This window comes from Phytopseudomonas flavescens, from assembly GCF_900100535.1.
GTDB classification, from domain to species: domain Bacteria; phylum Pseudomonadota; class Gammaproteobacteria; order Pseudomonadales; family Pseudomonadaceae; genus Aquipseudomonas; species Aquipseudomonas flavescens.
Window position 1 is genome coordinate 39,074 of the sequence record NZ_FNDG01000005.1, and the last position, 22,246, is coordinate 61,319.

The window sequence follows — 22,246 nt, forward strand, 5'->3', positions numbered from 1 at the left end:
TCGAATTGCCAATGGGGCAACTCTAGGGTCTGTTGGCGTTTCAGCGCAAGCCGCGTTGCTGCGAGAAATCTCGCCACGCCGGGCAGCGATCCGCCTGGTAGAGGGCTAGAGAGCGGAATGGCCGTGCGCATCGTCCCTTGCCGAGCCCACTCAACGCGCGGGGAGCCGCAGCAACGCCTCGGTAATCGCTTCGGCCAGGTATTCGATGGAAAACACTCCGCCGTAGGTCCAGGTCGAACGCATGGCGGCGAAGCGCCCGTCACGCACGAATGGCATGGCTTTCCAGAGAGGCGTGGCGAACAGTTGCTCCTGCCCGGCGAAGGGCTCTATATGCAGAATCACCCCGTCGTCGATGCGCCCCAGGGTGGTCACCGGGACCTGCACGATCCCCCAGGGGCTGCGTGGCAACGGATAGGCCGGTTGCAGATGCAGCAACTGCATGGCGTGATCGGCCATGGAATTGGCGCCATTGATGAATACCGCAGTGGTTGAGGAAAAACGGATGACCGCGACCTTGGGCAGGCGCCCGCGGAAGTGTTCGACCAGGCGCCGGTGCAGTTCGTCGACCCGTGCCTGCATCGCCGCCAGCTCACGTAGCGCCTGATCCTCGCGCCCGAAGCGCTGGGCCAGGGCCAAGTAGTTGTCACGAGCGGCGAGGTAGTTGTCGTGCTGCTGGCTGAAGCTGCTGTAGACGGCCACCGGGGCAATGCGTTCGAGCTTGCCGCGGATGTCCTCGAGCAGCGGCGGTATAACGATCAGCTCCGGCTTCAGTTGCGCCAGCAGCTCCAGGTTCGGCTCGGTGCGCGAGCCGGCGCTTGGTACTGCGTCAGGCAGCGCTGGACGCACCACCCAGGTGCGGTAATCCTCGGCATCGGCCACGGCGATGGGGGTGATCTGCAGTTTCAACAGGTGCTCGGCCGCCTCCCAGCTCAGCGCTATCACCCGCGGCTGTGCCCCGGAAAGACCGCTGACCAGGCAGAGCAGCAACGAAACAGCGCGTAACAGACCTTTCATGCCAGGCGTCTCTTGACCAGCAGGTAGACGAAATAGCTGCCGCACACCACCGAAGCGACGATACCGACCGGCAGCTGCCGTGGGAAAATCAGCACGCGGCCGAGCCAGTCTGCCAGCAACATCAGCACACCACCCAATGCCGCCGCGAGCAACAGCTGCGACACCACCCGCCGCGCGCCGAGAATCGCCGCCATATGGGGTGCCAGCAGGCCGAGAAAGGCCACCGGCCCCATCAGGCTGGTGACCAGTGCACAGAGTAGCGACACCAGCACCAGCAGTGCCAGACGGGCCGTCCGTACCGGCAGGCCACGGCTCAGGGCAACCCCATCGCCGATGGAGATCAGCGTGAGCGCGCGGTGGCAGAGCAGGCTGAGCACGCCCAGCAGCAGCACGCCGAGGGCCAGCCACAAGGATTGCGCCGCCGAGACCCGATAGGTCGAGCCGGCCAGCCAGCCGAGCAGTGCGAAGGAATCGGCCGTGCCCTTGGCCAGGCCGAACTGCAAGGCTGCATTGAGCAGCGCCGTGAGGGAAATACCCACCAGCGCCATCGGCGCCGGGGAATACTGGTGGCGACGGCCGAGCAGCAACAGCACGGCGAGTACCGCGAGGCTGCCGATGAAGGCGGCGATCGGCGCGGTGAACCCCAGCAGCGAGCCGCCGAAGAGCATCAGCGCCAGCATCACCGCCAGGGTCGCTCCTGCCGAGAGGCCGAGAATGTCCGGGCTGGCCAGCGGGTTGCGCAGCAGGCGCTGCAGCACTACCCCGGCGATGGCCAGGCCATAGCCCGCCGCCGCCGCAGTGAGCAGCCGCGGCCAACGCAGAGCCCAGATCAGCGATGACGGCCACTCGAACTGCCAGCCTACGCTGTTACGCCCCATGCAGAGGCTCAGCAGGACGGCGGCCAGCGCCAGCATCGCCACCAGCACGGCATGACCGCGCCGCATCTGCTCCAGCCCCTGCGGCAGTTCCAGGCCACGGGCGTCATCGGCCGACAGCTGGCGCCGCGACAGCCACAGCAGGGCCGGTGCGCCGATCAGTGCCGCTGCCGCGCCGCTGGGCAGCAGATCCGCCGTCCAGCGGTTGGCCAGCAGTGCCAGGGCATCGGTGGCGAGCAGCAGGATGGCACCGAGCAACAGGCTGTAGAGCAACTCGTCACGGGAACGACGGGCGCCGAACAGCCGCGCCAGATTGGGGGTCAGCAGGCCGATGAAGCCAATCAGGCCCACCGCGGTGATCGCCACGGAGGTCATCCAGATCGACACCATGAACAGCGCCAGCATCACCGGCCACAGGTTCAGGCCGCGGGCCTGAGCGCCCTCGCTGCCCAGCTGCAGGAGGGTCAACGGACGCGGCGCGAGGAAAATGACCAGCAGGCCGATCAACAACTTGGGCCACAACCAGCCCACCCAGTGCCAGTCGATCTGCGCGAGATCACCGGCGCCCCAGACGAACAGACCGCTGGTGTACTGGTTGTTGAGCAACACCAGGCCTGCGGCCAGGGCGCCGAGCAGCAGATTCAGGGCCATGCCCGCCAACACCACCGGCAAGCCGGCGATGCCGTTGCGCCCGGCGATCACCAGCACCAGGCCGACCGACAGCAGGGCCCCGCACAGCGCTGCCCAATGGCCATGGGTAGCGGCGAACGTCGGCACCAGCAAGGTGGCGCACACCAGCCCCAGCCAGGCACCGGACGAAGCGCCGATGGTCATCGGCGACACCAGACGGTTCTGCGTCAATTGCTGCAGCACGCTGCCGGACAGCCCCAGCGCCGCGCCGACCAGCAGGGCCATGACCAGCCGTGGCAGCGCCGAGAGGTTGAATTGCACGGCATCGAAATCATCCTGCACCGCGCCGCCGAGTACCGCCCACTGTCGGGCCAGCGGCAAGGTGGTACTCAGTTGCAGGTGCGCCACCATCAACGCCAGCAGCAGGCCGACGCTCAGGCCGTAGCGCAGCGCCTGCCTGGCCGCTTCGCTGGCGAGCGGGCGCGTTCCGCAGACGTCCATGCTCACGCCACCACGGCGATCTTGCGGGCACTGCCCGGCTGCTCGATCAGTTCGATATCGATGTCGTAAAGCGCGCTGAGCAACGGGGGGTTCAGCAGCGCGTCCGGCGAGCCGTCGAAGAACACCCGCCCCTGCTTGAGCGCGACGATGCGGTCGGCATAACGGGCGGTGAGGTTGATGTCGTGGAGGATGGCGACGATGCCGCGGCCGGTGCCCAGGTTGAGTTCGCGCAGCAGCGTCATCAGTTCGTACTGATGCGCCAGATCCAGCGCCGAAGTGGGCTCGTCGAGCAGAATCAGCGGCGACTGCTGGGCCAGCAGCATGGCGATCCAGGCACGCTGGCGCTCGCCGCCGGACAGGCTGTCGGCGAGGTGGTCGGCGTACTGTTCGACATCGGTCTGCGCCATGGCCTGTTCGATCATCTGCTGATCCTCGGCCTGCCAGCGGCCAAGCAGGCCACGCCAGGGAAAGCGTCCGAGGCGCACCAGCTCGCGCACGGTGAGCCCGGCGACATCCGGCAGGCGCTGGGGCAGGAACGCCACCCGACGGGCGAATTCACGCTGACTGAAACGCTCCAGCGGCTTGCCGTCGAGCTGCAGGGTGCCGGTGTCCGGCTGCAACTGCCGGGCGATCAGGTTCATAAGCGTCGATTTGCCCGAACCGTTATGGCCGAGGATCACCGTGAACTGGTCACCGGCCAGTTGCAGGTCGTCCAGTGCCAGGGTCAGGCGAGCGCCGCGGCATACCTGGATGTCCTTCATTCGCAACATTCGAGACTCAGCTCCTGGCGCAGGCGCGACAGGCGCTCTTGCTGCTTGAGTTTCGGACAGGTGCTGCACAACTGGCCATCGGCGCGGCGAAAGTGCTGGCAACAGACCTTGCGGCCCAGGGCCAGGCGCTGGCGGCCATCGTCCAGGCGCACTTCGATCAGCGAGCTGCTGCCGCGCAGATCGAGCGCATCCAACCAACGCCCTTCCAGCTGCTGCAGGCGCTCGTTGGCCAGGGACTGTTGCCGCTGGATCATCAGCAACGCGCCCAGCACGCAATCGGCCTGCAGGCGCCGAGCCAGCTTGTGGTGAATAGCGGCCACCGCGTCGAACTCCTGCCACTGGCGCTCCACCAGTTGCTGCAATTGCCCGGCGGCGAAATCGATAAGCCCCTCCTGGGTGGCGCGGCGCGGGCAGTGCTCAGGCAGGCAGAAACCGTAGACCATGTTGTCGCACACGGTCTGCCCCATGCCGTCGAGGCAAGGCGCACGCTCGGCGAGATGCACACCGAACAGGCTCAGGTAGATGGGTTGCCAGATCAGCAGTGTCCAGGTGCGCACCGTCCAGTAATGCGCCCCGGCCTCGGGAAAGCTCGACTGCAGGTGCCCGTAGAAGGCAGCGATTCGCGCCTGGTTGCCAGCCGCGCCACAGGCAAGTTCGTCATCAGCGCTGACACCCACTCGCGCGGGAATGCCCGGCAGGGTACGCGCGGTGATATCGAGTAGTTGCGCGAGGTCGCTGTTGGCCTGGTGCATCGTGAATCGGCCCCGAAGAAAATGCCTGACGGTCACGCTGCGCCAACCTGAAGCCTGCCCAGCGGATCACGAATTTAACCACGGCATTTGCGAACGCATCAAATTATCATTCGCGGACGGTCACTTCCGGCGACTTGCCAATCAGCAGCGGGAAGACCGCCGCGGTGACCAGCAGCCCCAGCGCACCGACCCAGAACGGCATGTGCTGGCCATAGTGGCTGACCAGCAGACCCGCGCCATAGGAAGCCCCCATGGTGCCCAGGCACTGGAAGATATTGATCTTGCTGAAATCCACCGCGTAGTTCTCCGGCGTGCTCAATTCGAACAGCAAAGCGTCCAGGCGCACCGTGACCTGGTACAGCGCCCAGCCGAACAGCACCCGTCCGAGCAGAATCAGCCACTGATTATCGAAGCCCTGGATGAAGGTCGCAGCCGCCCCCAGCAGCAGGCCGGCAAGGATGCCATCGCGGGTCGCTCCCCTGGCCGTCGAACGCCGGCTCCACCACAGGGCGAACACCGCCACGGCGCCCGGCAGGGAATACACGAAACCGGCCATCAGCTCGCTGTTCCAGGTCGCCACCTGCTGCCAGTACACCGCGAAGAACGGCCGGGTGACATAGGCGACGAAATAGAACAACAGCATCACCACACAGAGCCGGTAGATGGCCAGCAGGCTGCGGGGCGCGGTGCCGGCGACCGTTTCGCCCTCGCCGGGGGCCGCTTCGACAGGCTCACCACTGCGCGGCAGGTGCCCGCGAATCAGGTGCATGCAGATGGCCATCTGGATGAAATCGCCGGCCGCCATGATCAGGAACACATCGCCGATGGCCAGCACCTGCAGCACCAGCCCGCCCGCCGCGGCGCCGAGAATCGCCCCGAAGTGCACCACCACCGACAGCGTGCCGATGGTCTGGGTGTGGCTGTCGTGCTGCTGCAGGCTCATCACGTAGGGATACATCAGCAGATAACTGCCCTTGAACACGATCATCGTCAACGACACCACCCAGAATAGCGGCAGCGAGTCGATGAAGGTCAGCGCCGCGGTCAGGGCGCCGGCCATGAACTGCGCGCCGACCAGGATCCGCACCGGATGAAGACGCTTGGCCAGCCGCGCCCATAGCGGGAACACGGCCATCACCGTCAGGCTGATCGCCGCCAGGTAGAGGCCCGCATGCTCGGGCGGCGGATAGTCGAAACGCTCGGCGAAATACTGCGGGTAGAAGGGAATGATCAGGTTGTCGGTGACCACCGCCAGGGCGGTCATGGCAATCAGATAGAAACGCAGGTTCATGGTTCGGCACAGCAGCGGGCTGGGCGCTGCATGATGCATGGGCCGACGTATAAACGCGAACCGCTACGCTCAATGGTGAGGCTGCGTCACTGCCCTCGCGAGACGATCCGGACTCACTACGACGCATTAAATGTTAAGCTCGCACCCCACGAAAATGCCGCCGGCCACCCGCTGGCGCGAGCCCGATCAACCAGGTAGGGCGCCTGCCGCCGTACCCGTAAACCGGAATCCGCGACACAGATGATCGACTTCGGCCTCCCTGACTACCAGCGCAGCAGCGCCCGCCTCGCCCCCTCACGCCCGGTGGTGCTGTGCCTCTCCGGCCACGACCCGAGTGGTGGTGCCGGCCTGCAGGCCGACATCGAGGCGCTGCTGGCCCAGGGCTGCCACGCCGCTCCCGCAGTCACCGCGCTGACCGTGCAGGACACGGTCGATGTCAGCGACTTCCGTGTGCTCGACCGCGACTGGGTGCTGGCACAGGCCCACGCAGTGATCGCCGACATGCCGGTGGCGGCGGTCAAGCTGGGCATGCTCGGCTCGCTGGAGATGGTCGAAACCGTGCTGATGATCATGGACAGCTTGCCAGGGGTGCCCCTGGTCTGCGACCCGGTACTGCGTGCCGGCGGTGGCGGCGCCCTGGGCAAGGACGAAGTCGGTTTCGCCCTGCGCGAACGGCTGTTCGCGGCAGCCACCATCGCCACGCCCAACCTGCCGGAAGCGCGCATTCTCGCCGAACTGCCGGACGGCACGGCCGATGAGTGCGCGGCCAGGCTGCTGCCACATATCAGTCATCTGCTGATCACCGGTGGCCATGGCGACGAAAGCGATCAGGTGCACAACCGGCTGTACCTGCGCGATGGCAGCCGGCACACCTTCACCTGCCCGCGGCTACCCGGCAGCTATCACGGCTCCGGCTGCACCCTGGCCAGCACCCTCGCCGGTCGCGTGGCCCTGGGACAGGAGCTGATCAGTGCAGTCGAAACCGCCCTGGATTACACCTGGCGCACCCTGCGCGACGCCGAGCAACCGGGTCGCGGCCAGTACGTGCCCCGCCGCCTGCCGCTGGACTTCTGCTGATGGCCGCGCCCAGGTTGCGTGGCCTGTACGCCATTACCGACAGCCAGTTGCTCGCCGGCGGCAAGCTGCTGCCCTATGTCGAGGCCGCTCTGGCTGGCGGCGCGCGCCTGCTCCAATACCGCGACAAATCCGCCGACGAGGCCCGTCGCCTGCGCCAGGCCGAAGCCCTGCGTGGCCTCTGCGAACGCTACGGCGCGGCGCTGATCATCAACGATGATGCCGAGCTGGCCGCCCGCCTGGGCGTCGGCCTGCACCTCGGCCAGGAGGATGGCTCGCTGGCCGTGGCCCGTGCCCTGCTCGGCCGCCAGGCGATCGTCGGCGGCACCTGCCACGCCCGCTTGGAACTGGCCGAACAGGCCGCCCGGGAAGGCGCCAGTTACGTGGCCTTCGGACGGTTCTTCAACTCCCATACCAAACCTGGCGCAGCGGCCGCCACTGTCGAGCTGCTGGCCACTGCCAAGGCGCGGATTCAGTTGCCGATCGTCGCCATCGGTGGCATCGACCTGCACAACGCCGCACCCTTGATAGAAAGCGGTGCCAGCATGCTCGCGGTGATCCACGCCCTGTTCGCCGCCGATTCGGCTGCCGAGGTCGAACGCCGCGCGCGGGCCTTCAGCGCCCTGTTTCCGACGGCCTAATTCATTTTCAAGAGGCTCCATCATGTCCCGCTCCGAAATCCTCTTCGCCAACGCCCAGAAACACATTCCTGGAGGCGTCAACTCGCCGGTTCGCGCCTTCAGGAGCGTGGGTGGTACGCCGCTGTTCTTCAAGCACGCGCAAGGCGCCTACGTGACCGATGAAGATGACAAGCGCTATGTCGACTACGTCGGCTCATGGGGGCCGATGATCCTTGGCCACAGCCATCCCGACGTGATCGACGCGGTACGCCGCCAGCTCGACCATGGTCTGTCCTATGGTGCGCCGACCGCCATGGAGACGGAAATGGCCGACCTGGTCTGCGCGCTGGTGCCGTCCATGGAAATGGTGCGCATGGTCAGCTCCGGCACCGAAGCGACCATGAGCGCCATCCGCCTGGCCCGTGGCTATACCGGCCGCGACAGCATCATCAAGTTCGAAGGCTGCTACCACGGCCACTCCGACAGCCTGCTGGTCAAGGCCGGCTCCGGGGCGCTGACCCAGGGCGTGCCGAACTCCGCGGGCGTGCCGGCGGCCTTCGCCAGGCACACCTTGACCCTGCCGTTCAACGATATCGACGCGGTCGCCGAGATGCTCGGCAAGGTCGGCAGCGAGGTCGCCTGCATCATCGTCGAGCCGGTCGCCGGCAACATGAATTGCGTACCGCCGGCACCCGGCTTCCTCGAAGGCCTGCGCAGCCTCTGCGACCGGCACGGCGTGGTGCTGATCTTCGACGAAGTGATGACCGGCTTCCGCGTCTCCCTCGGCGGCGCCCAGGCGCATTACGGGGTGATGCCGGACCTGTCGACCTTCGGCAAGATCATCGGCGGCGGCATGCCGGTGGGCTGCTTCGGCGGCAAACGCGCGATCATGGAGCGCATAGCCCCTCTCGGACCGGTCTACCAGGCCGGTACGCTGTCCGGCAACCCGCTGGCCATGGCCGCCGGCCTGACCACCCTGAAGCTGATCAGCCGCCCTGGCTTCCATGCCGAACTGAGCGCCTACACCAGCAAGCTGCTGCAAGGCCTGCAGGATCGCGCCGATGCCGCCGGCATCCCCTTCGTCACCACCCAGGCGGGTGGCATGTTCGGGCTGTACTTCAGCGGCGCTGACGACATCGTCACCTTCGACGACGTGATGGCCAGCGATGCCGAACGCTTCAAGCGCTTCTTCCATCTGATGCTGGAAGGCGGCGTCTACCTGGCGCCCAGTGCCTTCGAGGCAGGGTTCACCTCCATCGCCCATGGCGATGCCGAGCTGAAACAGACCCTGGATGCCGCCGAGCGTGCCTTCGCCAGCCTCAGCCAGGCGTGATCGTCGGCACGCTTGCCACGCAGCAGTGCCGAGCGGCTTGCATGCAGGCACTGGCGGCCGCCAGTTTGAGCCGCCCCGGTACGCACTTCGCAGCCAGTGGTGACCTGCACGCGCTGCGATGGGTCAGAAAAGCCGGCAAACACTTTGTAAGAACGGTGCGGCTTATTTCATAATGCGATGACCAATCATGTGGCTCGCCATTCATCCACCTTGTAGACACCCCGAGGTATCCGGATCTTCATGAACCGCACCGGCCGCACCCTGTCCCTGGGCTGCCTGTTGCTCCTCCTGCCATTGCTCGCACTGGCGGATGGAAACTCATTGCTGATCCCGGCGACCGGCAGCTGTTCGCTGAATGTCGGCCGTGAAGACCTGGCCGATGCCCTACAGGCTTGCCGGCAGAGCGCGGAAGGTGGAGACGCCCAGGCGCAATACGAGCTTGGCGAGTTCTATTACGACGACCGGGCCACCGAGCGTGACCTGCCGCAGGCCCTGGCCTGGTTCGAGCGGGCATCGTTGCAGGGACACGCCCAGGCGCAATACCACCTGGGCATGATGTTCTTCCGTGGCGAAGGGGTGGCCGCCAACAATGTGCAGGCCTACATCGTGCTGAAGATGGCGGCGGTCAATGGCTCGGACGAAGCCATGGACAGCGCTGACGAGGTGTCGCTGCAGATGCCCAGAGCGGAACTGGAAGTGGCCACTCAGGTACTGGGGCAGATCTTCCGCAACTACCTGCAGGAACTGCAGGCTGCCGACGGCCTTTCCCCCTTCGCACCGCTGAAGTGACCCTGCACACCGGCTAGCAGCCGCGCCCGCGCGGCGCTTGGCGGCATCTGGACGGCGCAACATGACCACTGTCGAGTTACCCCCGAGACCCGGGCGGCCACGTCTGCCTTGCCGCGGCTATTTATCCGGCAGCGGCGGCATCGGAAACGCCATCACGTTGCCGCCCCCCTTGGCCTCGCTGATCTTCGGCGTGCCCAGGCGCTCGACCTCGTCGATGCGCACGATCGAATGCATAGGCACGAAGCTGCGCACCACGCCATCGAATTGAGCCTTGAGCTTTTCCTCGCTGGGGTCGACGACGACCTGGGTACGTTCGCCGAAGACGAACTCCTCGATCTCCAGGAACCCCCACAGATCGCTCTGGAAGATCTGCTTGGCATACATCTCGTACACCTGGCCCTGGTTGAGGAAAATCACCTTGTAGATCGGTTCACGCTTGGTCATGGGTAACGATTGGCTGGCAGTCGAAAAGGGCGCGAATCTTAGCACGGCTCTCGACTGCTTCGTCGCCCCTCTTGTCCATGGATTGTGGCCTCCGTCGGCCAAGCCCCCTATAATGCGCGGTCATTTTCCGGGCAGGCCTGCATGGCCGTCGCCGAGGCGACGTCGGAAATGTTTCCTGAACACCTTTTCAATCATTCCAGGCAGTGCCATGACCAAGAAGCTCTATATCGAAACCCACGGTTGCCAGATGAACGAGTACGACAGCTCGCGCATGGTCGACCTGCTGGGCGAGCATCAGGCTCTGGAAGTGACCGACCGCCCGGAAGACGCCGACGTCATCCTGCTCAATACCTGCTCGATCCGCGAAAAGGCCCAGGACAAGGTGTTCTCCCAGCTCGGTCGCTGGCGTGAGCTGAAGCTGGAGAACCCGGACCTGGTGATCGGTGTCGGTGGCTGCGTGGCCAGCCAGGAAGGCGCGGCGATACGCGACCGCGCGCCCTACGTCGACGTGGTGTTCGGCCCGCAGACCCTGCACCGCCTGCCGGAGATGATCGATGCCGCGCGCAGCACCAAGATCGCCCAGGTGGACATCTCCTTCCCGGAGATCGAGAAGTTCGACCGCCTGCCCGAGCCGCGGGTCGATGGCCCCAGCGCCTTCGTCTCGGTAATGGAAGGCTGCAGCAAGTACTGCACCTTCTGCGTGGTGCCCTACACCCGCGGCGAAGAAGTCAGCCGTCCGCTGGACGACGTCCTGGGGGAGATCATCCACCTGGCCGAGAATGGTGTGCGCGAAGTCACCCTGCTCGGCCAGAACGTCAACGGCTACCGCGGTACGACCCGTGAAGGCGGCATCGCCGACTTCGCCGAGTTGCTTTACCTGGTGGCGGCCATCGACGGCATCGACCGCATTCGCTACACCACCAGCCACCCGCTGGAATTCTCCGATGCGCTGATTCGCGCCCATGCCGAGATCCCGGAACTGGTGAAATTCCTCCACCTGCCGGTACAGTCGGGCTCCGACCGCATTCTCGCGGCGATGAAGCGCAACCACACCGCACTGGAATACAAGTCGCGCATCCGCAAGCTCAGGGCCGCGGTACCGGACATCGTCATCAGTTCGGACTTCATCATCGGCTTCCCCGGGGAAACCGAGAAGGACTTCGAGCAGACCATGAAGCTGGTGCAGGATGTCGCCTTCGACTTCTCCTACTCCTTCGTCTACAGCTCGCGCCCCGGCACCCCGGCAGCGGACCTGCTCGACGACACCCCTGAAGAGGTGAAGAAGCAGCGCCTGCAGATCCTGCAGAACCGCCTCAACCAGCAGGGCTTCGAAAACAGCCGACGCATGGTCGGCAGCGTGCAGCGCATTCTGGTCAGCGACTTCTCGAAAAAGGACCCGGGCAAGCTGCAGGGCCGTACCGAGAACAACCGCTACGTCAATTTCCCCTGCGACAACCCGCGCCTGATCGGCCAGTTCGTCGACGTGCACATCGACGAAGCGATGCCACACTCCCTGCGCGGCACGTTGATCGAGCGCCACTGAGCCTTCGCGAAGCGAAGGCAGCGAGCTGGTGGATGACGCTGTTCTCATCCAGCCTTGCCACACCGAACCGGTTCGGTGGATCGATAAGACGCGATCCACCTGCGGGTAGCCTGGCGTTGAGCGCAGCGTTACTCAGAAAGAAATCCCAGGCGTGTCGATCAATCACCCGCAACGCGGTCATCGGCCGCGCTTTCCCCCAACGGCGGCTAGCGCTATCCTCTGCCTTCAACCCAGCCGACTGGCGGCCAAAATACGACTTTGAATACTTCCATAGAACCTCATCGCTTCACCCTCGAGCCCTTCGAAGCCAAGCGCTTCGCCAACCTCAGCGGGCAATTCGACGAACACCTGCGCCTGATCGAATCACGCCTGGGGATCGAGATCCGCAACCGCGGCAATCAGTTCGAACTGCTCGGCGCACCCGAACAGACCACCTCTGCCGAAAACCTGCTGCGCCGCTTGTACCGTGAAACTGGCAGCAGCGAGCTGTCACCGGACATGGTGCACCTGTTCCTGCAGGAGTCGGGGATCGAGGAATTGAACAACCCTGGCGCCCACCTGAACATCGCCTTGCGTACCCGCAAGGGCATGATTCGTCCGCGGGGCGCCAATCAGCAGCTTTACGTCAAGGCGATCCTCGACCATGACATCAACTTCGGCATCGGCCCGGCCGGTACCGGCAAGACCTACCTGGCCGTGGCCGCCGCAGTGGATGCCCTGGAACGCGAGCAGATCCGCCGCATCCTGCTGGTGCGCCCGGCGGTCGAGGCCGGCGAGAAGCTCGGTTTCCTGCCTGGCGACCTGTCGCAGAAGATCGACCCCTACCTGCGCCCGCTGTACGACGCGCTCTACGAGATGCTCGGCTTCGAGCAGGTCGCCAAGCTGATCGAGAAGCAGGTGATCGAGGTCGCGCCGCTGGCCTACATGCGCGGTCGCACGCTGAACAACAGCTTCATCATTCTCGACGAGAGCCAGAACACCACCATGGAGCAGATGAAAATGTTCCTGACCCGCATCGGCTTCGGTTCCACTGCGGTGATCACCGGCGACATCACCCAGGTCGACCTGCCGCGCGGCACCAAGAGCGGCCTGACTCACGTGATGGACGTGCTCAAAGGCGTACCCGGCATCAGCTTCACCCATTTCAAGCCCAAGGACGTGGTGCGCCACCCGCTGGTGCAGCGCATCGTCGAGGCGTACGAGCGTTTCGACGCCGAACACCAGCCCTTCGACCGCCGGCCGGCGGACAACGACCCGGGTGCCAGGTCCGACCGATGATCGAGCTGGATCTGCAGGTCGCCAGTGACGGCGACCACCTCCCCGCCACGGGTGCCTTTCTAGCCTGGTGCGAGCTGGCCCTGCGCCAGCGCACGGCGGACTCGGAGCTGACCATCCGCCTGGTCGACGAGGCCGAAGGCCGCGCGCTCAACCATACCTGGCGACACAAGGACTACGCCACCAACGTACTGTCCTTTCCCGCCGACGTGCCTGATGAGTTATTGGATATTCCGCTGCTCGGCGACCTGGTGATCTGCGTGCCAGTGGTCGAGCGCGAGGCCATCGAACAAGGCAAGGCACTGGAGGCGCATTGGGCGCATCTGGTGATACACGGCTGCCTGCACCTGCTCGGCTATGACCACATCGATGATGAGGAAGCCGAGGAGATGGAAGCGCTGGAACGATTATTGCTCGCCGAGCTGGGTCATCCCGACCCGTACGCCGGCGACGAATAGAAGCAAGGATCCCGAGTAAAACCCCATGAGCGAAGACCGATCGAGCAACGAGCAGAAGTCCTGGTTGAACAAACTGACCCAGGCTTTTGCTCATGAGCCGAAGAACCGCCAGGAACTGCTGGAAGTCCTGCGCGATGCGCACCAGAACAAACTGCTCGACAGCGAGGCCCTGGCCATCGTCGAAGGCGCCATCCAGGTCGCCGACCTGCAGGTTCGCGACATCATGGTGCCGCGTTCCCAGGTGGTCACCATCAAGGCCACCCAGTCACCGAAAGAATTCCTCCCGGTGATCATCGAGGCCGCGCACTCGCGCTACCCGGTAATCGGTGAGAGCCTCGATGACGTGCTCGGCATCCTCCTCGCCAAGGATCTGCTGCCGCTGCTGCTCGGCGACCAGCCCGACTTCAACATCCGCGACATGCTGCGCCCGGCCACCTTCGTGCCCGAGTCCAAGCGCCTCAACGTGCTGCTACGCGAGTTTCGCGCCAACCACAACCACATGGCCGTGGTGATCGACGAATACGGTGGCGTCGCCGGCCTGGTGACCATCGAAGACGTGCTCGAGCAGATCGTCGGCGACATCGAGGACGAACACGACGTCGAAGAAGACAGCTACGTCAAGCCACTGCCCAGTGGTGACTTCCTGGTCAAGGCGCTGACCCCCATCGACCACTTCAACGACGCCTTCGGCACCGACTTCTCGGACGATGAGTTCGACACCGTCGGCGGTCTGGTGATGAGTGCCTTCGGCCACCTGCCCAAGCGCAACGAAGTGACGGTGATCGGCGAGTTCCGCTTCCGCGTGCTGAACGCGGACAGCCGCCGCGTGCACCTGCTGCGTCTGACGCCCTTGGCGCGCTGACGCGTCGTGGCGCCCTGTACGCGGGGCGCCTGCTTTCCCCCTCTCTCGAGCGTTCCGATGACCCGACTGTTCCGCCCGGGCTGGCCCGGCAACCTGATCGCCCTGCTGGCCGGCGCGCTGACCACCCTGGCCCTGGCACCCTACGGCATCTGGCCGCTGGCACTGCTGTCGATCGCCCTGCTCTATCGCGGCCTGCGCGAGCTGACGCCGCGCCAGGCCGCGTGGCGCGGCTGGTGGTACGGCTTCGGGCTGTTCGCCTCCGGCACCAGCTGGGTGTACGTGAGCATTCACGACTACGGTGCTGCTTCGCCCCCCCTGGCCGCCTTCCTGACCCTGGGCTTCGTCGCCGGGCTCGGCCTGTTCTTCGCACTGACTGCCTGGCTGTGGGCCCTGTGGTTACGCCGTGATGCCGCGCCGGTGAGCGACGCCCTGGGGTTCGCTGCCCTGTGGGTCGGGCAGGAAGCGTTCCGCGGCTGGTTCCTCACCGGCTTCCCCTGGCTCTACGCGGGCTACAGCCAGCTTGACGGCCCGCTGGCCGGCCTCGCGCCGGTAGGCGGCGTCTGGCTGCTGTCCTTCGCCCTGGCACTGAGCGCCGCACTGCTGGCCAACCTGCCACGTCTGTATCGCAACAAGCCACAGCTGGGCGCGGCGCTCGCGTTGCTGATCGCCCCCTGGCTGGTCGGCGCGCTGCTCAAGGGCCATGCCTGGACGGCGCCCGCCGGCCAGCCCCTGAGCGTCGCGGCGATTCAGGGCAACGTGGCGCAGAATCTCAAATGGGATCCGGTGCAGCTCAACGCGCAACTGGCGCTGTACCGTGACATGAGCTTCGCCAGCCAACCGACCGACCTGCTGATCTGGCCGGAAACCGCGATACCGGTACTCAAGGAGCAGGCCACCGGTTACCTGAGCATGATGGACCGCTTCGCCAGTGACCGTCGGAGCGCACTGATCACCGGTGTGCCGATCCGCCAGCCCAACGAGCGTGGCGAATCGCGCTATTACAACGCTGTCAGCGTGATCGGCCAGGGCAGCGGCGACTACCTCAAGCAGCGCCTGGTGCCTTTCGGTGAGTACGTGCCGCTGCAGGAAGTGCTGCGCGGCCTGATCGCCTTCTTCGATCTGCCGATGTCCGACTTCGCCCGTGGCGAGCACGACCAACCCCTACTGGAAGCCAAGGGTCATCGCATCGCGACCTTCATCTGTTACGAAGTGGTGTACCCGGAGTTCGCCGCCGAGATGGCCGCCCACAGCGACCTGCTGCTGACGGTGAGCAACGACACCTGGTTCGGCACCTCCATCGGCCCGTTGCAGCACCTGCAGATGGCGCAGATGCGCGCCCTGGAGGCTGGCCGCTGGATGATCCGCGCCACCAACAACGGTGTGACCGCACTGATCGACCCGTTCGGGCAGATCACCGAGCGCCTGCCACAGTTCGAACAGGCCACGCTGTACGGTGAGGTGCAACCCATGCAGCACCTGACGCCATACCTGCAATGGCGCTCCTGGCCGCTGATCAGCTTGAGCAGCCTGCTGGCGGCATGGGCGCTGTTCCAGCGTCGCCGGGACCCGGTGTAGCGCCCAGGGGCAGCCTGGATTGTGCTGAGCGGTGGGCTGAAGCTCACTCCACAGGGGACGCGCGTGTCGCAGAGTGGCTCACGCGTCAACGACCCACCAGGCCATCCAACACTGATGGTGGCCGGCAAACATCGATACGCCTTTGAACCGTACTCCGAACGGGGATCGCAATGGTGGATGAAAAGAGCGTCATCCACCCTACGCGCTGGGTTGGGCCTTGGCCCGATGGCGTAACGGCTGAACGGCGGCCAGAAGGCGGGAGCGGCCATTTGTAGGGTGGACGACGCTTCATCCGTCCACCGCTCTGCGATCGCTATGGTGGATGAAAAGAGCCTCAGACTATCGAAACCCGGATTACGCCTTCGGCTAATCCAGGCTACGGCCCATAGGCCAACGGATAGGCCAGGGCACCGATCACTTCATTGAACAGCAAGGTGCTTTGCCAGAACGCCTTGCCCTCCGGCAGCCAGCCGCCCAGCGGGCGGTCGTTGGGCACACCGATGAAGCCCACGGGGGCGGCGACCACCCTGAAGCCCGCCTGCTCGAAACTCCAGCGCGAACGGGGCATGTGCCAGGCCTGGGTAACCAGCACCACGCGGCGGATACCCTCGGGCTGCAGCATGGCGGCGCTTTCCAGGGCGTTTTCCCAAGTGGTGCGGCTGCGCTCTTCCCGCCAGCGAACGTCGACACCCAGGTCTTCGCCCATTACCTCGGCCATCAGCGCCGCCTCGCTCGGTGGACGGCCGAAATGCAGGCCGCCGCTGGTCAGCACTGGCAGGCCGGACGCCTTGGCCAGGCGCGCCGCATAACGGGTGCGCTCCAGCGCCATCGCGCTGGGCTGATCGCCGCCCCAGGCCGGATCCGCCGACTCCCGCCCGCCGCCCAATACGATGATCGCATCCGCGCGCTGCGCCAAACCGGCCCACTGCGCCTGGCTCAGCGCAGGCTCCGTCTCGATCAGCCGCGCCGTCCCCTCGACGGCCAGCGGCAGGCTCATCAGCCACAGACCGCCCAGACCGAAGGTGAAACAGCACGCCGCCAGCCGTGGGAAGCGCCGACGCAGGAACCAGGCGAACAACAGCAGAAACAGCAGAATGCCAGGCGGCATGAAGCATTGCTTGAGCAGGTAGCGAAGCGGCATCGGGCACCTCCGGGAAAGGGTCGAAGCCTAGGGTCTGATGACGTTTCAGCGCAAGCCGCGAGCTCAGGCGCAGCAGCCCTGGAGGGCTGGCGACAGCGGCTACAATGGCAACCCGCCCGATGCGCAGCGTTGCGCGGACATGGCATACCAGACCTTCAGCCAGTCCCGGTCATTGGCCAGATAGGCCATGATCAGCGCCAGCTCGGCAGCCGACAGGCCACGCACCTCCATATCCCCGGACGGCGCGTCGGACAGACGCGCCAGGCTGTCGGCCTCGTCGAGCGCCGATGTCAGCCGCTGCAGCAGCCGTCCACAGGGATCGTCCTCGTTTGCATCGTCTGTTGAATGCTCCATCGCACACCTCGTGCCGGCACGCCATCAGGCAAGCTTAGCGTTCGTCACGTGCCGAGCCGGGTACCGCGACAAACGGTGAATGCCGCCAACCGCCGGAGCAATCAGCGTTTCCCTCCGTCAAGGGGGGTCATGTATGCTACGGCGTTTTCCGAAAGCCCCTTTCCCTAGCGCAAGTAGCCATGCACGAACAGTATCAGCCACGCGAAATCGAAGCCGCCGCGCAATCCCACTGGGATGCGCAGAACTCCTTTGCAGTCAGCGAGCAACCCGGCAAGGAGACGTTCTACTGCCTGTCGATGTTCCCCTACCCGAGCGGCAAGCTACACATGGGGCACGTGCGCAACTACACCATCGGTGACGTGATCGCGCGCTATCAACGGATGCAGGGCAAGAGCGTGCTGCAACCCATGGGCTGGGACGCGTTCGGCATGCCGGCGGAAAACGCCGCGATGAAGAACAACGTGGCGCCGGCCAAGTGGACCTACGAGAACATCGAGTACATGAAGACCCAGCTCAAGAGCCTGGGCCTGGCCATCGACTGGTCCCGTGAAGTCACCACCTGCAAGCCGGACTACTACCGCTGGGAACAATGGCTGTTCACCCGCCTGTTCGAAAAGGGCGTGATCTACCGCAAGAACGGCACCGTCAACTGGGACCCGGTCGACCAGACCGTGCTGGCCAACGAGCAGGTCATCGACGGCCGCGGCTGGCGCTCCGGCGCGGTGATCGAGAAGCGCGAAATCCCCATGTACTACTTCAAGATCACCGCCTACGCGGATGAACTGCTGAGTAGCCTGGATGAACTCGATGGCTGGCCGGAACAGGTCAAGACCATGCAGCGCAACTGGATCGGCAAATCCCGCGGCATGGAAGTGCAGTTCCCCTACGATCAGGCGTCCATCGGCGAAGCCGGCACCCTGAAGGTCTTCACCACCCGCCCCGACACCCTGATGGGCGCGACTTACGTCGCCGTGGCCGCCGAGCACCCGCTGGCCACTCTGGCGGCGCAGAACGACCCCGAATTGCAAGCGTTCATCGCCGAATGCAAAGGCGGCAGCGTGGCTGAAGCCGACGTTGCCACCCAGGAGAAGAAAGGCCGGCCGACCTCGCTGCTCGTCGAACACCCGCTGACTGGCGAAAAGCTGCCGGTCTGGGTCGCCAACTACGTGCTGATGCACTACGGCGACGGCGCAGTCATGGCCGTACCCGCTCACGACGAGCGCGATTTCGAATTCGCCATCAAGTACCAGTTGCCGATCAAGGCCGTGGTACGGACCAGTGCCGGTGACGAAACACCTGCACCCTGGCAGGCCGCGTACAACGAACATGGTCAACTGATCAATTCCGGCGAATTCGACGGCCTGGACTTCGAAGGCGCATTCGACGCCATCGAGGCGGCGCTGATCCGCAAGGAGCTGGGCAAATCCCGCACCCAGTTCCGCCTGCGCGACTGGGGCATCAGCCGCCAGCGCTACTGGGGCTGCCCGATCCCGATCATCCACTGCGATACCTGCGGTGACGTGCCGGTGCCGGAAGATCAACTGCCGGTCGTGCTGCCCGAAGACGTGGTGCCGGACGGCGCCGGCTCGCCCCTGGCACGCATGCCCGCGTTCTACGCATGCAACTGCCCGAAATGCGGCGCACCGGCCAAGCGTGAAACCGACACCATGGACACCTTCGTGGAATCGTCCTGGTACTTCGCACGCTACGCCTCGCCACACTACACCGGCGGCATGGTCGACCCGGCCGCAGCCAACCACTGGCTGCCGGTAGACCAGTACATCGGTGGCATCGAACACGCGATCCTGCACCTGCTCTATGCGCGCTTCTTCCACAAGCTGATGCGTGACGAAGGCCTGCTGTCGTCCAACGAGCCGTTCAAGAACCTGCTGACCCAGGGCATGGTGGTTGCCGAGACCTACTACCGCACCCTGGATAACGGCGGCAAGGACTGGTTCAACCCGGCCGATGTCACCGTCGAGCGTGATGCCAAGGGCAAGGTGATCGCTGCCAAGCTGGCAAGCGACGGCCTGCCGGTGGAAATCGGCGGCACCGAGAAGATGTCCAAGTCGAAGAACAACGGCGTCGACCCACAGGCGATGATCGATGCCTACGGTGCCGATACCTGCCGTCTGTTCATGATGTTCGCATCGCCACCGGACATGAGTTGCGAATGGTCCGACGCCGGCATCGAAGGCGCCAACCGCTTCCTGCGCCGTGTCTGGCGCCTGGCCCAGGGCCACGTCAGCCAGGGCCTGCCGGGCGTACTGGATACCGCCAGGCTGGACGACGCCGGCAAGGACGTGCGCCGCGCCATCCACTTGGCGATCAGACAGGCTTCCCAGGATGTGGGCCAGCACCACAAGTTCAACACGGCCATCGCCCAGGTGATGACCCTGATGAATGTGCTGGAGAAGGCGCCTCAGGACACCGATCAGCAGCGCGCCCTGCTTCAGGAAGGCCTGGAAGCCGTCGCCCTGCTGCTCGCCCCGATCACCCCGCACATCAGCCACGAACTGTGGCAGGAGCTGGGTCACGAGGAAGCGATCATCGACGCCTCCTGGCCAGCCGTGGACGAATCGGCGCTGGTGCAGGACAGCCTGCAACTGGTGATTCAGGTCAACGGCAAGCTGCGCGGCCAGATCGACGTACCGGCCGACGCCAGCCGCGAAGCGGTCGAAGCCGCTGCGCGCAGCAACGAAAACGTACAACGCTTCACCGAAGGGCTGACGATCCGCAAGGTCATCGTGGTGCCCGGCAAGCTGGTCAACATCGTCGCCAACTGAGGCGACAACTGAGGTATCGGCGTACTGCCGATACCGGGTCAACGTATCGGCAATGCAGGCACCCGTGCCTGCCCATGCCGGCCAGCGGAGCCGGCGGGACAAGGGGATAACGAGATGATCAAGCGCAATCTGTTGGTAATCGGCCTGGCGGGCCTGCTCGGTGCATGCGGCTTCCAGCTGCGCGGCACCGGTGACGTGCAGTTCGCCCTGAAGGAGCTGGAAGTCAGCGCCCGGGACAGCTACGGCGATACCGTACGCGACCTCCGCGAGGTGTTGGAGAACAATGGCGTTCGCGTATTCCCGGGGGCTGCCTACAAGCTGTACCTGGCCAGCGAGCAGGAAAGGCAGCGTTCCGCCAGCTATACCAGCTCCGCTCGCAGCGCGGAGTACGAGCGCACCCTGACCCTGAACTACGAAATCCGTGGCGCCAAGGATCTGTTGCTGCTGAGCAATCAGCTGGAAGTGCAGACCTACTACGTGCAGGACTCCAACAACCTGGTCAGCAATGACCAGGAGTCGGCTCGACTGCGCACCGAAATGCGCCGCGACCTGATCCAGCAACTGGCCCAGCGCCTGCAGCAGATCACGCCGCAACAGCTCGACGCCCTGCAACAGACTGCCGAAGCCAAGGCCAAGGCTGAAGCCGACGCCCTGGAAGCCGCACGCCAGCGCGAAGCCGCACAGCCGCAGCAGTCACCCATCGAACTGCCGGTGCAGTAAGAACCTGCTTACGATCTGCTGCGCGTCGGCCCTGCAGCGCTGAAAACAGGCTGGATCGCCAGCCCGGTCGGATAGCCGCTTGCGGCCGACGCTCTTTAGAGCGGCCCGGAAGGCGAGCGGAGCGAGTAGTGCTCATGTACAACAGTCGTAGGGTGGACGGCGCTTCATCCGTCCACCACCACGCGATCACAATGGTGGATGAAAAAAGCGTCAGCTACGCGCCCCGACCCACCCTACGACTGCTTCAGCCGCTTTGCTGCCACTGCAGGTGAAGGCTCGTCGAAATCGTGAACAGGCTCCAAGACGGATGGGGTCGCTCCTTCGACCCTCAGGTTTAGAGACTCATGAAACTCGCCCCCGCCCAACTCGGCAAACACCTCCAGGGTTCCCTGGCTCCCGTCTACGTGGTCTGCGGCGACGAAGCGCTGCTCTGCCAGGAGGCCACCGATGCCATCCGCAACGCCAGCCGTGCTCAAGGCTTCACCGAGCGCGAGGTGTTTCATGCCGAAACCAACTTCGATTGGGGCATGCTCTATGAGGCCGGCGCCAGCCTGTCGCTGTTCGCCGACAAGCGCGTCATCGAACTGCGTATTCCCAATGGCAAGCCAGGCGACAAGGGTGCTGCAGCGATCATCGAATACCTGGGCAGGCCACCGGAAGACACCCTGCTGCTGATCAGTCTGCCCAAACTCGACGGCAGCGCGCAGAAGACCAAGTGGGCCAAGGCGCTGATCGACGGACCGCATTGCCAGTTCGTGCAGATCTGGCCGGTGGACGCCAACCAGTTGCCGCAATGGATTCGTCAGCGCCTGGCCCAGTCCGGAATGAATGCCACTGCCGACGCGGTGGACCTGATCGCCGCCCGGGTAGAAGGCAACCTGCTGGCCGCCGCCCAGGAAATCGAGAAACTCAAGCTGCTCGCCGATGGCCAGCAGATCGATGCTGGCACCGTACAGGCGGCCGTTGCCGACAGTGCCCGTTACGACGTGTTCGGCCTGATCGACGCCATCCTCAATGGCGAAGCCGCCCATGCCCTGCGCATGCTCGATGGCTTGCGTGGCGAAGGCCAGGAATCGCTGTTCATCGTGGTGATGCTGGCCCGCGAACTGCGCCAGCTGGCCAACCTGGCCTATCAGTTCAGCCAGGGCGTGCCGCTGGACAAGGCCTTCGCCTCGGCCCGCCCGCCGGTCTGGGACAAGCGTCGGCCGCTGGTGAGCAAGGCCCTGCAGCGCCATTCGCCGGCACGCTGGAACGCGCTGCTGATGGATGCCCAGCAAATCGACGCCCAGGTCAAGGGCCAGGCGGCGGGCGACCCCTGGACGAGCCTGTCGCGCCTGGTGCTGATGATGGCCGGGCAGCGCCTCAGGCTAGGCGCCTGAAGCCACCAGCAACTGTGGACATCGCCCCCGCAGCGGCGCATCATTCGGGCCGCTCGCATC

General features: G+C 65.1%; 20 protein-coding genes. 12 read left to right on the forward strand and 8 right to left on the reverse strand.

Annotation, left to right across the window (positions count from 1 at the left end):
• Window positions 1-150: 150 nt before the first annotated feature.
• The 5 genes from BLR94_RS07930 to BLR94_RS07950 all read right to left on the reverse strand — a co-directional run bounded on the left by BLR94_RS07930 (window position 151) and on the right by BLR94_RS07950 (window position 5,833).
• Window positions 151-1,014: an ABC transporter substrate-binding protein gene (locus tag BLR94_RS07930; RefSeq protein ID WP_084304223.1), complete on the reverse strand. Its 864-nt coding sequence runs from the start codon at window positions 1,012-1,014 to the stop codon at window positions 151-153.
• Window positions 1,011-3,020 (reverse strand): Fe(3+)-hydroxamate ABC transporter permease FhuB, encoded by a 2,010-nt coding sequence (gene fhuB, locus BLR94_RS07935; RefSeq protein WP_084304224.1) that lies wholly within the window; start codon window positions 3,018-3,020, stop codon window positions 1,011-1,013. The genes BLR94_RS07930 and fhuB overlap by 4 nt, the downstream gene beginning before the upstream one ends.
• Before the next feature lie 2 nt (window positions 3,021-3,022).
• On the reverse strand, window positions 3,023-3,790 hold the full coding sequence (locus BLR94_RS07940) for an ABC transporter ATP-binding protein (RefSeq protein WP_084304225.1): 768 nt from the start codon (window positions 3,788-3,790) through the stop codon (window positions 3,023-3,025).
• Window positions 3,778-4,542: a siderophore ferric iron reductase gene (locus tag BLR94_RS07945; protein ID WP_084304226.1), complete on the reverse strand. Its 765-nt coding sequence runs from the start codon at window positions 4,540-4,542 to the stop codon at window positions 3,778-3,780. The genes BLR94_RS07940 and BLR94_RS07945 overlap by 13 nt, the downstream gene beginning before the upstream one ends.
• Window positions 4,543-4,648: 106 nt before the next feature.
• Window positions 4,649-5,833: an MFS transporter gene (locus BLR94_RS07950; protein WP_084304471.1), complete on the reverse strand. Its 1,185-nt coding sequence runs from the start codon at window positions 5,831-5,833 to the stop codon at window positions 4,649-4,651.
• 240 nt (window positions 5,834-6,073) lie between these two features.
• Between BLR94_RS07950 and BLR94_RS07955 the strand changes: the two genes are divergently transcribed.
• The 4 genes from BLR94_RS07955 to BLR94_RS07970 all read left to right on the forward strand — a co-directional run bounded on the left by BLR94_RS07955 (window position 6,074) and on the right by BLR94_RS07970 (window position 9,649).
• The gene (locus BLR94_RS07955) at window positions 6,074-6,910 is read left to right on the forward strand and encodes a bifunctional hydroxymethylpyrimidine kinase/phosphomethylpyrimidine kinase (RefSeq protein ID WP_084304227.1); all 837 of its coding nucleotides are present in this window, start codon (window positions 6,074-6,076) and stop codon (window positions 6,908-6,910) included.
• A complete protein-coding gene (gene thiE, locus BLR94_RS07960; protein ID WP_084304228.1) occupies window positions 6,910-7,548 on the forward strand; it encodes a thiamine phosphate synthase in 639 nt (212 codons plus the stop codon). Before BLR94_RS07955 ends, thiE begins: the two co-directional genes overlap by 1 nt.
• 22 nt (window positions 7,549-7,570) lie before the next feature.
• Window positions 7,571-8,860: a glutamate-1-semialdehyde 2,1-aminomutase gene (gene hemL, locus BLR94_RS07965; protein WP_084304229.1), complete on the forward strand. Its 1,290-nt coding sequence runs from the start codon at window positions 7,571-7,573 to the stop codon at window positions 8,858-8,860.
• A gap of 240 nt (window positions 8,861-9,100) precedes the next feature.
• Window positions 9,101-9,649, forward strand: a complete 549-nt coding sequence (locus BLR94_RS07970) for a tetratricopeptide repeat protein (protein WP_084304230.1) — start codon at window positions 9,101-9,103, stop codon at window positions 9,647-9,649.
• 117 nt (window positions 9,650-9,766) lie between these two features.
• On the opposite strand, the gene BLR94_RS07975 is transcribed toward BLR94_RS07970, so the two are convergent.
• A complete protein-coding gene (locus BLR94_RS07975; RefSeq protein ID WP_084304231.1) occupies window positions 9,767-10,093 on the reverse strand; it encodes a DUF1820 family protein in 327 nt (108 codons plus the stop codon).
• 208 nt (window positions 10,094-10,301) lie between these two features.
• Between BLR94_RS07975 and miaB the strand changes: the two genes are divergently transcribed.
• The 5 genes from miaB (at window position 10,302) to lnt (ending at window position 15,806) form a co-directional block, all read left to right on the forward strand.
• On the forward strand, window positions 10,302-11,636 hold the full coding sequence (miaB, locus tag BLR94_RS07980; RefSeq protein WP_084304232.1) for a tRNA (N6-isopentenyl adenosine(37)-C2)-methylthiotransferase MiaB: 1,335 nt from the start codon (window positions 10,302-10,304) through the stop codon (window positions 11,634-11,636).
• 258 nt (window positions 11,637-11,894) lie between these two features.
• A complete protein-coding gene (locus BLR94_RS07985; RefSeq protein WP_084304233.1) occupies window positions 11,895-12,914 on the forward strand; it encodes a PhoH family protein in 1,020 nt (339 codons plus the stop codon).
• Window positions 12,911-13,369 (forward strand): rRNA maturation RNase YbeY, encoded by a 459-nt coding sequence (ybeY, locus tag BLR94_RS07990; protein ID WP_084304234.1) that lies wholly within the window; start codon window positions 12,911-12,913, stop codon window positions 13,367-13,369. The genes BLR94_RS07985 and ybeY overlap by 4 nt, the downstream gene beginning before the upstream one ends.
• A gap of 25 nt (window positions 13,370-13,394) precedes the next feature.
• Window positions 13,395-14,231, forward strand: a complete 837-nt coding sequence (locus BLR94_RS07995) for an HlyC/CorC family transporter (protein WP_084304235.1) — start codon at window positions 13,395-13,397, stop codon at window positions 14,229-14,231.
• 57 nt (window positions 14,232-14,288) lie between these two features.
• Window positions 14,289-15,806 (forward strand): apolipoprotein N-acyltransferase, encoded by a 1,518-nt coding sequence (gene lnt / locus BLR94_RS08000; RefSeq protein WP_084304236.1) that lies wholly within the window; start codon window positions 14,289-14,291, stop codon window positions 15,804-15,806.
• A gap of 376 nt (window positions 15,807-16,182) precedes the next feature.
• On the opposite strand, the gene BLR94_RS08005 is transcribed toward lnt, so the two are convergent.
• Together BLR94_RS08005 and BLR94_RS08010 are read right to left on the reverse strand one after the other, a co-directional pair.
• Window positions 16,183-16,947 (reverse strand): YdcF family protein, encoded by a 765-nt coding sequence (locus BLR94_RS08005; RefSeq protein ID WP_084304237.1) that lies wholly within the window; start codon window positions 16,945-16,947, stop codon window positions 16,183-16,185.
• Between the two features lie 99 nt (window positions 16,948-17,046).
• Window positions 17,047-17,301, reverse strand: a complete 255-nt coding sequence (locus BLR94_RS08010) for a hypothetical protein (protein ID WP_084304238.1) — start codon at window positions 17,299-17,301, stop codon at window positions 17,047-17,049.
• Between the two features lie 179 nt (window positions 17,302-17,480).
• On the opposite strand from BLR94_RS08010, the gene leuS reads away from it, so the two are divergent.
• The 3 genes from leuS (at window position 17,481) to holA (ending at window position 22,186) form a co-directional block, all read left to right on the forward strand.
• Window positions 17,481-20,087: a leucine--tRNA ligase gene (leuS, locus tag BLR94_RS08015; protein ID WP_084304239.1), complete on the forward strand. Its 2,607-nt coding sequence runs from the start codon at window positions 17,481-17,483 to the stop codon at window positions 20,085-20,087.
• Window positions 20,088-20,201: 114 nt separating this feature from the next.
• Window positions 20,202-20,807, forward strand: coding sequence for an LPS-assembly lipoprotein LptE (locus tag BLR94_RS08020; protein ID WP_084304240.1), 606 nt, complete (start codon window positions 20,202-20,204; stop codon window positions 20,805-20,807).
• A gap of 344 nt (window positions 20,808-21,151) precedes the next feature.
• Entirely contained in the window at window positions 21,152-22,186 is a 1,035-nt protein-coding gene (holA, locus tag BLR94_RS08025; protein ID WP_084304241.1) for a DNA polymerase III subunit delta, read from the forward strand.
• Window positions 22,187-22,246 lie beyond the last annotated feature (60 nt).

Bases quoted from the DNA above. Each gene is read 5' to 3' on its own strand.
- BLR94_RS08005 (WP_084304237.1), bottom strand. From the start codon at position 16,947: ATGCCGCTTCGCTACCTGCTCAAGCAATGCTTCATGCCGCCTGGCATT.
- ybeY (WP_084304234.1), top strand. From the start codon at position 12,911: ATGATCGAGCTGGATCTGCAGGTCGCCAGTGACGGCGACCACCTCCCC.
- lnt (WP_084304236.1), top strand. From the start codon at position 14,289: ATGACCCGACTGTTCCGCCCGGGCTGGCCCGGCAACCTGATCGCCCTG.
- BLR94_RS08010 (WP_084304238.1), bottom strand. From the start codon at position 17,301: ATGGAGCATTCAACAGACGATGCAAACGAGGACGATCCCTGTGGACGG.
- BLR94_RS07970 (WP_084304230.1), top strand. From the start codon at position 9,101: ATGAACCGCACCGGCCGCACCCTGTCCCTGGGCTGCCTGTTGCTCCTC.
- BLR94_RS07950 (WP_084304471.1), bottom strand. From the start codon at position 5,833: ATGAACCTGCGTTTCTATCTGATTGCCATGACCGCCCTGGCGGTGGTC.
- BLR94_RS07940 (WP_084304225.1), bottom strand. From the start codon at position 3,790: ATGTTGCGAATGAAGGACATCCAGGTATGCCGCGGCGCTCGCCTGACC.
- leuS (WP_084304239.1), top strand. From the start codon at position 17,481: ATGCACGAACAGTATCAGCCACGCGAAATCGAAGCCGCCGCGCAATCC.
- BLR94_RS07975 (WP_084304231.1), bottom strand. From the start codon at position 10,093: ATGACCAAGCGTGAACCGATCTACAAGGTGATTTTCCTCAACCAGGGC.
- BLR94_RS08020 (WP_084304240.1), top strand. From the start codon at position 20,202: ATGATCAAGCGCAATCTGTTGGTAATCGGCCTGGCGGGCCTGCTCGGT.
- BLR94_RS07930 (WP_084304223.1), bottom strand. From the start codon at position 1,014: ATGAAAGGTCTGTTACGCGCTGTTTCGTTGCTGCTCTGCCTGGTCAGC.
- BLR94_RS07995 (WP_084304235.1), top strand. From the start codon at position 13,395: ATGAGCGAAGACCGATCGAGCAACGAGCAGAAGTCCTGGTTGAACAAA.
- hemL (WP_084304229.1), top strand. From the start codon at position 7,571: ATGTCCCGCTCCGAAATCCTCTTCGCCAACGCCCAGAAACACATTCCT.
- BLR94_RS07955 (WP_084304227.1), top strand. From the start codon at position 6,074: ATGATCGACTTCGGCCTCCCTGACTACCAGCGCAGCAGCGCCCGCCTC.
- BLR94_RS07945 (WP_084304226.1), bottom strand. From the start codon at position 4,542: ATGCACCAGGCCAACAGCGACCTCGCGCAACTACTCGATATCACCGCG.
- holA (WP_084304241.1), top strand. From the start codon at position 21,152: ATGAAACTCGCCCCCGCCCAACTCGGCAAACACCTCCAGGGTTCCCTG.
- thiE (WP_084304228.1), top strand. From the start codon at position 6,910: ATGGCCGCGCCCAGGTTGCGTGGCCTGTACGCCATTACCGACAGCCAG.
- miaB (WP_084304232.1), top strand. From the start codon at position 10,302: ATGACCAAGAAGCTCTATATCGAAACCCACGGTTGCCAGATGAACGAG.
- fhuB (WP_084304224.1), bottom strand. From the start codon at position 3,020: ATGGACGTCTGCGGAACGCGCCCGCTCGCCAGCGAAGCGGCCAGGCAG.